At 69.2% G+C, this 12,985-nt stretch carries 15 protein-coding genes; 14 read left to right on the forward strand and 1 reads right to left on the reverse strand.

Going from position 1 to position 12,985, the window contains the following annotated elements:
• Window positions 1-81: 81 nt before the first annotated feature.
• The 13 genes from ACWD6R_RS23050 (at window position 82) to ACWD6R_RS23110 (ending at window position 12,130) form a co-directional block, all read left to right on the forward strand.
• Window positions 82-1,053: a DUF2637 domain-containing protein gene (locus ACWD6R_RS23050; protein WP_451820416.1), complete on the forward strand. Its 972-nt coding sequence runs from the start codon at window positions 82-84 to the stop codon at window positions 1,051-1,053.
• A 60-nt stretch (window positions 1,054-1,113) separates the two neighbouring features.
• Window positions 1,114-1,842 (forward strand): ParB/RepB/Spo0J family partition protein, encoded by a 729-nt coding sequence (locus ACWD6R_RS23055; RefSeq protein WP_451820417.1) that lies wholly within the window; start codon window positions 1,114-1,116, stop codon window positions 1,840-1,842.
• Window positions 1,839-3,320 (forward strand): ParB N-terminal domain-containing protein, encoded by a 1,482-nt coding sequence (locus tag ACWD6R_RS23060; protein WP_451820418.1) that lies wholly within the window; start codon window positions 1,839-1,841, stop codon window positions 3,318-3,320. Before ACWD6R_RS23055 ends, ACWD6R_RS23060 begins: the two co-directional genes overlap by 4 nt.
• Before the next feature lie 33 nt (window positions 3,321-3,353).
• Complete coding sequence (locus ACWD6R_RS23065) at window positions 3,354-3,869, forward strand: hypothetical protein (RefSeq protein WP_451820419.1); 516 nt, start codon at window positions 3,354-3,356, stop codon at window positions 3,867-3,869.
• Between the two features lie 102 nt (window positions 3,870-3,971).
• The gene (locus ACWD6R_RS23070) at window positions 3,972-4,520 is read left to right on the forward strand and encodes a hypothetical protein (RefSeq protein ID WP_451820420.1); all 549 of its coding nucleotides are present in this window, start codon (window positions 3,972-3,974) and stop codon (window positions 4,518-4,520) included.
• Complete coding sequence (locus tag ACWD6R_RS23075) at window positions 4,504-6,057, forward strand: terminase large subunit domain-containing protein (RefSeq protein WP_451820421.1); 1,554 nt, start codon at window positions 4,504-4,506, stop codon at window positions 6,055-6,057. Before ACWD6R_RS23070 ends, ACWD6R_RS23075 begins: the two co-directional genes overlap by 17 nt.
• A gap of 65 nt (window positions 6,058-6,122) precedes the next feature.
• A complete protein-coding gene (locus ACWD6R_RS23080) occupies window positions 6,123-6,449 on the forward strand; it encodes a hypothetical protein (protein WP_451820422.1) in 327 nt (108 codons plus the stop codon).
• A 190-nt stretch (window positions 6,450-6,639) separates the two neighbouring features.
• Window positions 6,640-7,650, forward strand: coding sequence for a TIGR02391 family protein (locus tag ACWD6R_RS23085; protein ID WP_451820423.1), 1,011 nt, complete (start codon window positions 6,640-6,642; stop codon window positions 7,648-7,650).
• 59 nt (window positions 7,651-7,709) lie between these two features.
• Window positions 7,710-9,665 (forward strand): hypothetical protein, encoded by a 1,956-nt coding sequence (locus tag ACWD6R_RS23090; RefSeq protein WP_451820424.1) that lies wholly within the window; start codon window positions 7,710-7,712, stop codon window positions 9,663-9,665.
• Entirely contained in the window at window positions 9,662-9,862 is a 201-nt protein-coding gene (locus ACWD6R_RS23095; protein ID WP_451820425.1) for a hypothetical protein, read from the forward strand. The genes ACWD6R_RS23090 and ACWD6R_RS23095 overlap by 4 nt, the downstream gene beginning before the upstream one ends.
• Before the next feature lie 66 nt (window positions 9,863-9,928).
• Window positions 9,929-10,435, forward strand: a complete 507-nt coding sequence (locus tag ACWD6R_RS23100) for a hypothetical protein (protein ID WP_451820426.1) — start codon at window positions 9,929-9,931, stop codon at window positions 10,433-10,435.
• A gap of 15 nt (window positions 10,436-10,450) precedes the next feature.
• Window positions 10,451-11,452 (forward strand): hypothetical protein, encoded by a 1,002-nt coding sequence (locus tag ACWD6R_RS23105; RefSeq protein ID WP_451820427.1) that lies wholly within the window; start codon window positions 10,451-10,453, stop codon window positions 11,450-11,452.
• Between the two features lie 231 nt (window positions 11,453-11,683).
• Window positions 11,684-12,130: a hypothetical protein gene (locus ACWD6R_RS23110; RefSeq protein WP_451820428.1), complete on the forward strand. Its 447-nt coding sequence runs from the start codon at window positions 11,684-11,686 to the stop codon at window positions 12,128-12,130.
• Between the two features lie 5 nt (window positions 12,131-12,135).
• Here the strand turns inward: ACWD6R_RS23110 and ACWD6R_RS23115 are convergent, their stop codons facing one another.
• Window positions 12,136-12,453 (reverse strand): DUF6207 family protein, encoded by a 318-nt coding sequence (locus ACWD6R_RS23115; protein WP_451820429.1) that lies wholly within the window; start codon window positions 12,451-12,453, stop codon window positions 12,136-12,138.
• Between ACWD6R_RS23115 and ACWD6R_RS23120 the strand changes: the two genes are divergently transcribed.
• Window positions 12,367-12,834 (forward strand): hypothetical protein, encoded by a 468-nt coding sequence (locus ACWD6R_RS23120; RefSeq protein WP_451820431.1) that lies wholly within the window; start codon window positions 12,367-12,369, stop codon window positions 12,832-12,834. The two genes, ACWD6R_RS23115 and ACWD6R_RS23120, sit on opposite strands and share 87 nt — an antisense overlap.
• Window positions 12,835-12,985 lie beyond the last annotated feature (151 nt).

Here is a 12,985-nt window from a genome sequence, read left to right on the forward strand (position 1 = left end):
GCACAACCCGAACAACGAAGCGGCCCACGGCTGGTGCTGACACACCGACCGCGGGCCTAAGCAGCAGGAGAGTGACCTCCCGTGCCTGTTCCGTACCGTATCGCGCCCGTGGCCGGCGGCCGCACACGGGCGACCAGAGTGCTGGTCACCGCCGCATTCCTCGTGGCGGTCGCCGCGTTCGAGTCCGTCGGCTTCCGTCTGTCGTACGAGGCCCTGCACCGCGTCGCGGTCGAGAACGGTGTCACCGAGGGCTCCGCGTGGATGTTCCCCGTCCTGGTCGACGGCGGCATCGTCATGGGCTCCATCGGCGTCGTCCGTGCCCTGGCCGCCCGCCGCTCTACCAGGCCGTACTGGACCGTCACGTTCGGCTTCACCCTCGTCTCCTGGGCCTTCAACGTCTCCAACGCCCCCAGGACCGCCGGGGGGTGGGCGGTGGCCACCGTTGCGCCGCTCGCACAGATGGTCGCCCTGGAGATGGGCATGCAGGAGCTGCGCGCCCTGCTGCTGCCGCAGGCCGACACCGACGAGGAGCCCACCCCAGCACCAGCAGCAGCACCCCCGCTGCCGGTGCTGGCGGCTGCTGCAGCAGTGCTGCCCGCCCCGGCCGAGCCTGCTGGCGCTGTTCCAGCAGCAGCCAGCACCGGCCAGCAGCAGGAGCAGCAGCCGGAGGAGCTGGAGCAGCAGCAGCCGCAGCAGCCCGAACAGCAGCAGGAGCAGCAGCAGCCGGAGGAGCCGGACCAGCAGGAGCAGCAGCAGGGCGGCGCCGAGGAGCAGCAGGAGCAGCAGCGCGGCGGCGAGGAGCAGCGCCAGCAGCGGCAGCGGCCGCCGCTGCAGCCGGACACCAGCAGGGCCTGGGCGGTGCTGTACGAGGAGTGCAGCACCGAGGACGAGCGGATCGCCCTGACGCGCGGTGCGCTCGCCGACCGGCCCAAGCTGACAGCACCCCAGTGGGCGGTGGACATCGGCAAGGGCGAGACGAGGGCGCGAGTTCTGCTGCGCGCGGCCCGAAAGCCGGCCGCCGCCGAAGCACAGCTGGAGCTTGCGCGGGCGTGATCCTCTATCGTGGGCGGGCGTAGGGCGCGGGGACACGCTCCTACACGAAGGACTCCTCCTGTGAGTGCTGCGCCCGCCCGCATTCCCGAGTCGCTGCTGCCGCTGGCGGTACCGGTCGACGACCTGGTGGCGTACTACCGCAACCCGCGCACCGGCGACGTCGACGCCATCGCCGAGTCGCTGCGCGTCAACGGCCAGTACAAGGCCATCGTCGTCAACCGCGGCACCCACACCGGCCGCCCCAACGAGATCCTGGCGGGCAACCACACCTGGGCCGCCGCCCAGCAGCTTGGCTGGGAGCAGATCGCCGCGACGTGGGTCGACGTCTCCGACGAGGACGCGGCCCGCATCGTCGTCGTCGACAACCGCACCTCCGACCTCGCCGGGTACGACAGCGAGCTGCTGGCCGACATCCTCGAAGAGCTGCCCAACCTGGACGGCACTGGCTACGGCCAGGCCGCCCTGGACAAGCTGCTGGACAGCCGGGCCCTGCCCGCCACGATCGACCTGCCCTCCGACGGGCAGGGCACTGGGGCCATGGCCAAGCTGGAGTACCTGCAGTGGGGCTACCTGCAGTGGTCCACCACCCGTGTGCAGATCACTGCGGCCGAGGTGGAAACCCTCAACGGCATCTACGAGCGGTTCCTGGCCCAGTCCCGCACCGACCTCGGCTTCGGCTGGCACCTGCTGCAGGAGGCCCACACCGACACCGCCGAGGTGCCCGGGGAGGACGCCTCCGGCGACCAGGCCGAGCCCGCCGGCGACGACGACGAGGACGACAACGCATGAGCGACGTCCCGGGTGGCATCACCGCACCCAACAGCAGCGGTCCCACCACGACCTTCTACGAGGCGTACCCGCTCAAGGACCTGCGGCCGGCCGACTACAACCCGCGGCATCTGTCCGAGGACGCCTTCGAGCGGCTCAAGGGGTCCATCGGCCGCCACGGCATCGTCAAGCCGGTCATCCTCAATGCCAACGGCACCCTGGTCGCAGGCCACCAGAGAACCAAGGCCATGACCGCCTTGGGGATGACGCACACCCCCGCGGTGATGCTCGGCCAGGTCGTGCGCCTGACCGACGAGATCCAGTTCAACCTGCTGCACAACCGCGTCGAGACCGAGGCGTCGATCGTGTACGCGCAGCCCGGTCCCATCGGCGAGTGGTCGTGGATCCCGTGGCAGACCATCGAAGTGGGCGTCTCCCGCAACAAGCCGTTCCAGCAGGCCATCTCCCACATGACCGGCGGGCACGGTGCGTGGGGCAGCGTCGTCATCGACGACCAGGGCCAGATCGCGCTGAACGCCGAGTACGCGGTGGTCGCCGCCGCAAACCACTTCGACGTCCTCGCCTGGACCTGCACGTCCATGGACGCGGCGCAGCTGGTTGCCGACCTCACCGGCGAGTACGGCGTGTACGACTGGTCCGGCCTGGAGGGCCAGGCGCCCGTCTACAACCAGCACATCGTGCAGCCCAAGCGGCTGCGCCAGTACACCTCGCTGAAGAAGCAGGGGAAGCTGGCCTACAAGAGCGAGGTGTGGGAGAAGCTGGCCCTGCCCCGGCTGCGCAAGCGCCCCGAGACGAGGGTGGTGGACTTCGGCGCCGGCCACGGCGACTACGCGAAGAAGCTGCGGCCCGAGGGCTACAGCATCGACGACTACGAGCCGTACCGCACGACCCCCGGCAAGTACGCCGTCGACATCCGGGGCGTCGTCTCGATGATCCGCACGATCGAGAAGCGGGTGGCAGAGCACGGCCTGTACGAGATGGTGGTGTTGGATTCCGTCATCAACGCCACGACGTCGCTGGATTACCAGCACTGGGTGTTGACGGCCGTCAACGCGCTGTGCGCTGGCGACGGCACGGTGTGCATCGGCACCCGCAACCTGCTGGTCGAGCAGGCGTTCGAGGCCAAGCAGCACACCACCAGCGCCAACGATTCCACGCGGCTGTCGTTCCTGGACTCCGAGAACGTCGACATGCGGTTCATGCAGGGCAAGTGGATGCGGATCCGCTACCACACCCCCGAGTCGCTGGCCGAGCTGCTCGGGGCGTACTTCGGTGACGTGACGGTCGCCGGCCGCTCGAACGCGACGCTGCGGGCCATATGCAAGAACCCTCTGCCGCTTTCCGACCTCGATTACGCGAAAGCCCTCGACGAGGAATTCAACATGCCCTATCCGAACGATTTCAAGCACGGGCGCCATAAGCGACTTGTGGAAATTTTGGTAAAATTGGTTAAAGAAAGGAATAACCGGGCCACCTAATCCACGGCCCTATTCAGAGGGGGAAATACCGTAATGCCGCAACCGCCCATCCGGGTTGGGATCACCGCCGCCGCACCGTACCTGATCATGTGGTTGGCCGGGGTCCGTCACGTCAACTTCGACAAGCACTGCCTCGAAACCTTCGGAGAGTGCGACCGACCCCCGCTCAACCCGCGGGCACCTCAACAAAAAATCACGCTGCCGGCCGACAACCAGCCGCTGGCCTGGTACCTGTGCGCCCTGCCCCACCCATGGGACTGGGCCTCCAACGCGCACCTGGCCTTCGACTACGCCGAAGGCCACCAGTGGGAAGGCCCGGCCCTGGTGCCGGGCCTGCGCGTGACGCTCAACAACGCCCGCCCCATCACCGGATGGGGAGAGCACTCCATCCCCGCCAACGCCCCGCGCCGCCACCAGTACCTGTACCGCACCTGCCGCAACTGGCAGTTCGCGTGGTGGCTCCGCAACAACCGCGGCGCACCCGACGCACCACCACCCGGCCAGCTGCCGCCCGACCCTGACGCACCCCAGCAGCTGACCTTCCTGTAGCACCACCTGCACTACGGCCCGGCGGCCACACCAGGTCGCCGGGCCGCAATGCCATCATGTTTCCTGGCGCGGGGGCGCGCAGCAGCGAGAGGACCACGGCTGGTGGGACGCCCCGACAAGGCCGCGCGCGCCGCCATCGCGCAGCGGCGAGCGGACGCCATCGACCTACGCCTCGCCGGTGTCGACTGGCTCACCGTCGGCCGGAAACTCGCCGCCGACCCGGCCATCAACTCCGACCGCATCGCCTACCCGCAGGGCTACGGCATCGACCGGTACAAGAAGGGCCAGGACCCGCCGGCCGACGACCAGCTCATCAACGCCGCCTGCAAGGACGTCCGCCAGGCGCTCAAGGAGCGCACCACCGAGCAGGACGAGAACGCCGACGAGCTGCGCGCCGTGGAGAACCTGCGCCTGGACCGGCTGTTCTTCGTCGCCTACCGGCAGGCCGTCAAGGACGGCGACCTGCCCGCCATCGACCGGGCGTTGCGCATCATGGAACGCCGCGCCCGCATGAACGGCCTCGACAAGCCGAACAAGGCCGAGATCGTCACCCCGGCCGCTTCGGGCAGCGAGCTGACCGCCATCGCTCTCGACGAACTCGAAGCCCTGATCGGCATATCCGAGGAGGCCGCACATGGCTCCGATGACTAGCAGCGACCGCGAAACCAAGCTGCTGACCGCCTACCGCACCAAGCTGCCCGCACAGCGCCGCGACATGGCTGCGAAGGCCTCCCCGGAGCTGCGCGTCCAGCTCGCCCGCATCGAACGCCACATCGCCATGGACGCCTCCCCGGGGGCGATGGCCGCCGTCCTGACCGAACGCCGCGAGATGCAGGCCCGCCACCTCCACCTCATCGACCAGGCGTGGATCGACATGGCCGAGGGCCGCGCCGACCGCGTCATGATCACCATGCCGCCGCGTCACGGCAAGAGCCGCCGGGCCTCGCGCTGGGCACCCCTGTGGTACCTGCGCCAGCACCCCGACCGCCGCATCATGATCGCCTCCTACTCGGGTGACCTCGCCGAGGAGCACTCCCGGTGGATCCGCGACGCCATCGAAACGTGGGGCGACGAGCTCGGCATCCACCTCAACCCCTCCAGCCGGGCCGCCATGCGGTTCGACATCGCAGGCCACCAAGGGGGCCTCGTCGCCGCGGGCATCGGCGGCAGCCTCACCGGTAAGGGCGCCACCATCGCCCTAGTCGACGACCCCGTGCAGGACATGGCCTCCGCCGACTCCCCGAGCATGCGCCGCAAGACGTGGGAGTGGTGGCAGTCCGTCCTGCAGACCCGCCTGGAGCCCGACGGGGCGATCTGCGTCATCCAGACCCGATGGAACGAAGACGACCTCGCCGGCCGCATCCTCGCCGACGCACAGGCCAACGAGTGGCACGTCATCGACCTGCCCGCCCTCGCCGACTCTCCTGACGACCCCCTGGGCCGCACGGCCGGTGAACCCCTGTGGCCCGAACGCTTCGACGCCGACCACCACGCCACGACCCGCCGCCGCGTCGGCGAACGCGTGTGGGCAGCCCTCTACCAGCAAAAGCCGCGTCCCCCCGAGGGCGGTGTGTGGCAGCGCGCCTGGATCACGGACCACCGCATCACCACCGTCGAGTTCGGCGGCCTCGACATGGCCCGCGTCATCGTCGCCGTCGACCCCGCCGGCGGAGAGTCCTCAGTGGGCGACGAGACCGGCATCATCGGCGCAGCCCGTGGCTTCGACGGTCACCTGTACGTCCTCGAGGACCGCTCCGCGTCCATGGGCGCCAACGACTGGGGCCTCAGCGCGTGCCGCCTCGCCCTCGGCCTCAAAGCCGATGCGATCGTCGTAGAGTCCAACTACGGCGGCGACATGGCCCGCCAAGTCCTCTCCCAGGCATGGGAGCAGCTGCGCCGCGACGGCACGACCGCCGGACAGATCATGCCCAGGGTCCTCGAAGTCACCGCGAAGGTCGGCAAACGCCTGCGGGCCGAACCCATCGCCCAGCTGTACGAGCAGGGCCTCATCCACCACGTCGGCGCCCACGTCCGCCTCGAAGAGCAGATGGCCACCTGGGTCGTCGGCATGGACTCCCCCGACCGCATGGACGCCGCCGTCCACGGACTGACCGAACTCGCCGACCCCGACCAGCTCGCCGCAGTGGCCGGACACATCCACGACGACCGCCTCGGCGGACGCCGTTAGACCCCCGGAAACGGCCCCATAAAGGGAAACGCCCCTGGCCATATCGGGCTGCTAGCCTCCCGGCCATGACAATCTGGGGGAGATCCGACGTCCGAATCGGTGCCGCAACCGTGGTGTTGGCGGGCGCTGTTGCCGCCGCCGTCGTGCTGTGGCCCACGCCCGCAGCACCGACGCATGAGCAGATCTCGGAGCAGATCAAAGCCTCCGCGCAGGCCCATGAGGACGCCTCAGTGGAGGCTGGGCGCTACGCCCGGGCGAACCTGCGGGCCACCGCCAAGGCGCCCGACAACGAGTCGTGCCAGTCCGCGTGGGACAACCTGCTCGACTCGGAGCAGAAGGGCCTGCTGCACGGGACGTGGATGCACGCCTGCACCGACCCCGCCACCCCGTAGCCCTGCCCAGTAGTAGCCTGCGGGCATCGTTCAGGGTCAGACGCCGGGGGGGCAGCACGTGATCGTTCGGACCATCGCGCCACAGGGAATGCCGCGCCCCACGGGAGACGAGGGCCACGTCCTCCTCGACGCGGTCTGGGCATACTTCAGTGAGTACCATCAGTGGCCGACCTTCGACGACATCGATCGGGTGCTGTACGCGAAGGGCCTGGTCTTCGAAGAGGTCGTACGGCAGCTGTGCCCTGCACTGCTGCTCGGGCTTGATCCCGACCTCTCGCAGTTGCCGCAGGGCTCGCAAGAGCTGGCGCTGACCGTCGCCGGAGCCGCGAACTGCAACAACACCGGACCGGCCATCCACACATTCCTCGAAATGGTGCGAGCGGCGGCCGGGTTGGAGCTTGCCTGGCTGCCCGCAGGCCGCGGTGAGCTGCCATGGATGCAGCCCGGAGACCTGCAACAATTCCCCGCGCGCACGAAAGCCGCAGCGATCTTCAGGGAGATCAACTTCGCCGCCGCCGCGTTCGGGCAGCGTGAAGCCTGCTTCCGAGGTGGAAGCATCAACCGGGAGACGCTGGACTGGTCGCTCAGCTTCGACCGGGGCATTCGGCCGTTCGCTGACGTGCACCAAGTGGATGAGTACTGGCGCATCCGCGAGCAGGTGCTGGGGCCGGCGCGGGTTGAGGCCGACAACACGCCCTTCGGCAAGCGACCCACACTGCACGCGGTTCCGACAGCGTCGCCTGCCCCGGCCGCCCCCGCCGCGGGATCTCCGGAGGCCATGTCTGTCACCTGCAACCTGCATCCGCTGATCCAGGATGTCGTTGCCGAGCTGTTCAACAGTGGCTTCTACCGCCAGGCCGTGAGGAGCGCGTTCCAGGCGGTGGAGCACCGGGTACACACGCTGGTCGGCCCGGTTAACCTCGTCGGTGACAAGCTCATGGGCTATGCCCTCAACGCCAATTCAGGCGCCCCGCTGATCACCGTGACGCGGTCCGATCCCAGCTCCTTGGAGAGCGAACGGAACGGCATGCAGAACCTGTTCAAGGGCGCGGTGCAGGCACTGCGCAACCCTCGCAGTCACGGGCCGGACGAGAAGGACGACCGCGACGAGGCCGATGAGATGCTGGTCTTCGCCAGCTTCCTCATGCGGCGTCTCGACATCGAGGACGACAAGCGCAAGGACGCCGGTTCGGGTTCGTGATCGCACGCTGCCTCTAAGCTGGCTGCGGGCGCGGGGCCTTGCATGCCTGGAGGCATCCGTTGAGGCTGCGCGAACTGGTCATCGACGCCTGGTCGTGGATCAACTACAAGCCGGCCATGGCCGATCCGCAACGCCCCGGCCACCGTGCTTTCCCCGAGGTCAACCACTCGTGGGTGCCTGAGCCGGACCGGCGCCGTTTGGCCGTCTACAAGCTCTTGGCGGCGTACGACAACAACCAGGCCGGGCAGCTTGCCGCCGTCACCGGTGACGACCACGGCCTGGAGCGCCGTGAGTTGGGCGACCCGGCCAAGCTCATCGACACGACGCTGGGCTACCTGCTGGGCGCGGAGCAGACCATCGTGGTGCCCGGTGCCGAACACGCTGAGCACCGCGGGCCCGCCGGCACTGATGGCGACGAGGGTGACGCCCCGCCGCCCGGTGCTGTTCAGGCAACCGACCTGCAGGAGCGGCTACGCACCTGGGCGGAGAAGGAACTGTGGCCGCTGCGGATCCAGCAGGCCGAACGGTGCGCGGTGCGCTGCGGCGACGCCGTGTACACCCTGGCGTGGGAACCGGCCAAGGAACGGGTGCTGCTGCGCACCTACGACCCCGGGTTCTACTTCCCCGAGTGGGACGACGGTGAGCAGGACAGCTCCGAGTACCCCTCCCGGATCCACTTCGCGTGGGAGCTGCCCGCCGATCCGGCGCGCGGCCTGAAAGACCGGGTGCGGCGCATCACTTATGAGCTGGGGCCGATCGGTGCGGCGACCGAGCCTGGCATCTCCAAGGACGGCCGCGCTATCCGTGAGCAGGTAGCGGGCGCCGACGGAGACCCCGTACTGACCGTCGGCGACACCCTGCACCCGGTGACCGGCGCAGTGCAGCGCACCTACCCGTGGGCGCCGGGCCGCCCCTCGGGGACCACGTGCTACCTGTCGGATGCCGAATGGCTGCTGGAAGACCTCGGCGGCGCCCACGACCTGTACTCGCTGCCCGCCGACAAGGCGTCCTACCGGGTCCGCTCCGACGGGCAGGTGTTGGACCGCCTCGACCTGATGTGCGACTTCATTCCGGCCGTGCACGTCCCCAACACCATCCCCGACGGTGGAGAGCACTGGGGCAAGTCGTCGCTGGGTACTGTGCTGCAGCTGCTGGACGAGCTGGCCGCCACCGACACCGACAGTGCGTCCGCCTCCGCGACGACCGGCACCCCGATCGTTGCTCTGTCCGGGGCGCGCCTGCCCATTGACCGCACCACCGGGCAGCCGCTGCCGGTGCGCGTCGAGGCGGGCACGGTGTGGCAGCTGTCCGACAGCGGCAGCATGGACACATTGGACACCTCGGCGCAGCTCGCCGAACTGCGGCAGCGCATCGACCACATGCTTGACCGGCTCGCCTCGAACACCCGCCTGACCACGGCCGGGCTGGGCAGCCTCGACCCGTCGTCGGTGCCGTCGGGGTATGCGCTGCAGCTGGCATTGGGGCCGCTGGACTCCCTCATCGCCGCAATGCGTCTGGCCCGCGCCCACAAGTACGTGCTGCTGCTGCGCATGGTGCAGCGCCTGCACCAGGCCGGGCAGGTGTGGCCCGCCGGCGAGTCGCTGCCCGCACGCCTGGTGTGGGGTGCGCACACCCCCACCGACCGCACCACCGTCCTTGCTGACGTCGTGGCTGGCTACGGCGCGGGTGTGTTCTCACTGGAGACGGCTGTGCGGATGCTGCAGGAAGCCGGATACCCCGTCGAGGACGTCGCCGAGGAGGTCGAGCGCATCCAAAAGCGGGCGTTCGACCAGGCCGCGCGCCTCGCGGACGCCACCGGCGACAACGCGGCCGTACGCGAGTACCTGGGGCTGCCCGAGGCTGACCCGCTGCCTACGGTGCCGCTCATCCCCGGCCAGGTGACACCGGACCAGGCGGCGGCCGCTGACCCGCAGCCCGTCACCGGGCGTCAGGCAACCCGGGCCCGCACTGACGTACCCGGCCGTGAGGGCCCCCGTACCGCTGGGGACGTATGACTGCACTGATCGTCGGCGCGGGGGCGCTGCCGTTGGAGGACGAGATCCGCATGGACAGGCTGCTGCCCGACCCCCGTACGCCCATCGGTCGCCGGCGTGACGACCGCCCGATCTTCCCGATCGTGGGCGCGGACCCCACCGACCCGTCCAACGACCAGCTCCCCGACCCGGCCCAGCCTGCCGCCCAGACGGGGTAGACGCTGGACTAGGAGACGCTGACGCGGCTGCTGGCCCGCGAGAAGCAGCAGGGCGAACGTGCTGCGGTGCGCAAGCTCGTGGAGCAGCTGGGGTTCGCCAAGACCGACGACCTGGCCGCGTTCGTCAAGGCCCAACAGGACGCGCAGGACGCGCAGCTGACGGAGGTACAGCGCCGGGAGAAGGCCGCCGACGACGCTGCCGCTTCTGCTGCCGCCCGTGAGGCTGCTGCTGTCGCCCGCGAGAAGGCCGCGGTGCGCCGTTCCGCCCTCGTCGCGCTCGGCGCCACCGGTACCGACCTCGCCGACGCCGAACGTCTCCTGACCGTCGACGACGACGCCGACGAGCAGGCCGTCACCGGCGCGGCCACCGCACTCAAGGCGCGCCGCCCGGAGCTGTTCGGCAAAACGCCCACCCCGGCGGCAGCGCCCGGTGGTTCACCTGCCGGTGGGCCCCCGCAGCGCGGGAGCAACGTTCCAGCCCCTGCCGCAGATTCGGCAGCCACACCAGCCCCATCACTGCCCACTCGCTCGGCTTCCGCACGGCCCCTATCCTCATATTCACTTTTGAGATGAGGGGGCGTTAGGTCGATGTCCACCAGTCCATTCGGCCCTGCAGCAGACAAGGCCCGCGATGAAAGAACCCGCGTCGAGCTGGATCGCATGTCGCAGGAGGCCGTCGAGGCGAGCAAGAAGCTCGTCGAGCTGTACAAGAAGGAAGCAGCCAAATATAAGCGGCTTGCTGAGATGGAACGAGACCGGCGCCGCGAGGTTGAGGCTCGGTTGCGGGCTTGCTTCAAGCTGCTCGACGAAGGGCCAGACCTCGAAGCGAAGCTCAACTCCGTGATCCCTGACGCGGTACGAGCAGTGGCGAACCTTCCGTTGCTACCCGAGACGTCCCAACTTCAGACGCAGCTTGAGGCAACGGAGAAGGACCGAGATGCGTTCGCCGAGTTACTGGACACCGCGACCAAGGAGCGGGACGCGGCGCTGCGGGCTCGCGACGCCGCTATTGCCCGGCTGCAGCCACGCCAGGACGGCGAGCGGCTCTTGGGGGAGGCAGAGGCTTTGGAAGCGCGACTGGACGCCCCCACGCTCCGAGGCGTGCTCGAACAAGCGCCCCATCACTGCTCTTCGCTGGTCATTACTGCAGATCTGGACGAGACCAAGAAGCTGGAGCATCACCAGAAGGCTCCGCACTGGCGAAACTGTCTGGCCGCAACGCTGGCCACCATGCAGGCATATGCCGAGGCTAAAGACCTTGCGCGGGCGCGCGGCGGCAGGGCTGGCCCTGAGCTGGCGAACCTCAAGGCGTACTGCGCGAGCCAGCCGTTCCCGCTGCTGGCTGAGGGCAAGGTGATTGTCAGCGAGGGGCAGACCGCCAGCAGCAGCCCGCGAGGCAAGGCCCAACGAACGCTCCGCGTCCCCGAGCACATCGACCCCTCGGGGAAGGCCGTGATGGTCGAGCACATCCGCATCGGTGACGGTGCTCCTCCGGCGCCGCGACTGCACTATCTCGACGACACCGACAGAAGAGGGCTGCTCGTCATCGGGTTCTTCGGCGAACACCTATACAACGCCGGAACCAATTGACTGGGTGCGGCATCCAGCGATGCCTGGCCAGGGACCAGACGCATGCACCTTCACCCGCGGCTTCGGCCCGGAACGCCACGGCGCGACTTCCTGCGCCAGCGCGGATGCGGGCGGCCGCTCGGCGGCTCGGGAAGGTTCACACCCGCCATCCTCCCAGACCCCCGGGGCGCGGCGGGGCCGTATCTTGGTCAGCGCGAGCGCGGGGCTCGACGCCTGGAGGGGCTTACTGACATGCGCCGCGCCCTTCTCACACCGTTGCTGGCGGCGGCCTTGACCGGATGCTCGCTCCTCGGCCACATGCCGTGCACCGCGGCCGACGCGGACTCGCAGGTCTCCGCCGTGTGGCGGCCCGCCGACTTCGGCGGCTGGGACGCGGCGAGGATCCGGCTGTGCGTGGACGGCACCTGCGAGGAGCGGACATCGGGCAGTCCCGACGACCCGTTCGCCTCGCTGTCGGTCCAACTCCCCGACGACATCGGAGCGTCCACCGTGCCGGTGCGGCTCACCGTGACGTCCGCGAAAAGCGGTGACATGGTCGTCGAGGACAGCGCCCGGGCCAGGCTGACGGAGCAGCACCCCAACGGAACGAGCTGCCTGCCCACCACTTGGACGGCGACGTTCCGTGCCCACCCCGACAAGGGCCTCCCCTCAGCCCAGGGCATGAAGCGCCAGGGATGAACCCCCTACGCAAGCGCCCGTCCCCCCGGCACCACCGGAGGTACGGGCGCTGCGCGCCGTTCCCCGACGCATCGTGGCTGGTCCGCCTTTACCTCCAAGGGGACCCAACCCATCATGGATGTAACGGAGATGGACCTGTGGCAGCGCGGGCGTAGCGCAGGACGGCGACGGTGATCTCCGGCAGTTGCTCGGCGGCTGCATTGAGGCGCTGTGCAATCTCGTGGAGCGAGCAGCTCTTGGACGGCGAGGGTTGTCTGGTCGTCGCAGGCCGCGACCTCCACTACGGCCAGACCCGGTTCCGTCACGTGCACTTCATGGTGCATTGCCTGTCCCAGGCCGGGCAGGCGTGGCCCGCCGGCGAGTCGCTGCCCGCGAAGCTGGCGTGTGGACCGCACACCCCCACCGACCGTGCCGCGGTCCTGGCCTACGTCACCAAGGGCTACGCGTCGGGCGTGTTCTCCCTGGAGACCGCCGTGTGGATGCTGCAGGAAGCTGGATACCCAATCGAGGACATCACCGAGGAGATCGAGCGGATCCAGAAACGCGCCTTCGAGCAGGCGGCCCGCCTGGCGGACGCGACCGGCGACAACGACGCTGTGCGCCACTACCTGCGGTTGCCGCAGGTTGAACTGGGGTTCCCGCCCGTGCCGCTCCTCCCGCACCAAAACGAGGAGCCGCTAGTCCGATCCTCCGCACATAGCTGAATCGGATGAACTGATGAGCTGGCCGGTACTTCGGTGGGTGTGGGTCGTTGTTCTGGACGTGTCGATATCTCGTTCGCGTCGTTCCCGGGTCCAGCGCCCCCGTATGTCGGTGGAGTTGGCGCCTGTGGTGGAGAGGCGTCTGGGCGCTCTG

Source organism: Streptomyces sp. NPDC005151 (assembly GCF_053599875.1).

Bases quoted from the DNA above. Each gene is read 5' to 3' on its own strand.
- ACWD6R_RS23060 (WP_451820418.1), top strand. From the start codon at position 1,839: ATGAGCGACGTCCCGGGTGGCATCACCGCACCCAACAGCAGCGGTCCC.
- ACWD6R_RS23075 (WP_451820421.1), top strand. From the start codon at position 4,504: ATGGCTCCGATGACTAGCAGCGACCGCGAAACCAAGCTGCTGACCGCC.
- ACWD6R_RS23110 (WP_451820428.1), top strand. From the start codon at position 11,684: ATGCGCCGCGCCCTTCTCACACCGTTGCTGGCGGCGGCCTTGACCGGA.
- ACWD6R_RS23105 (WP_451820427.1), top strand. From the start codon at position 10,451: ATGTCCACCAGTCCATTCGGCCCTGCAGCAGACAAGGCCCGCGATGAA.
- ACWD6R_RS23065 (WP_451820419.1), top strand. From the start codon at position 3,354: ATGCCGCAACCGCCCATCCGGGTTGGGATCACCGCCGCCGCACCGTAC.
- ACWD6R_RS23115 (WP_451820429.1), bottom strand. From the start codon at position 12,453: ATGCACCATGAAGTGCACGTGACGGAACCGGGTCTGGCCGTAGTGGAG.
- ACWD6R_RS23080 (WP_451820422.1), top strand. From the start codon at position 6,123: ATGACAATCTGGGGGAGATCCGACGTCCGAATCGGTGCCGCAACCGTG.
- ACWD6R_RS23095 (WP_451820425.1), top strand. From the start codon at position 9,662: ATGACTGCACTGATCGTCGGCGCGGGGGCGCTGCCGTTGGAGGACGAG.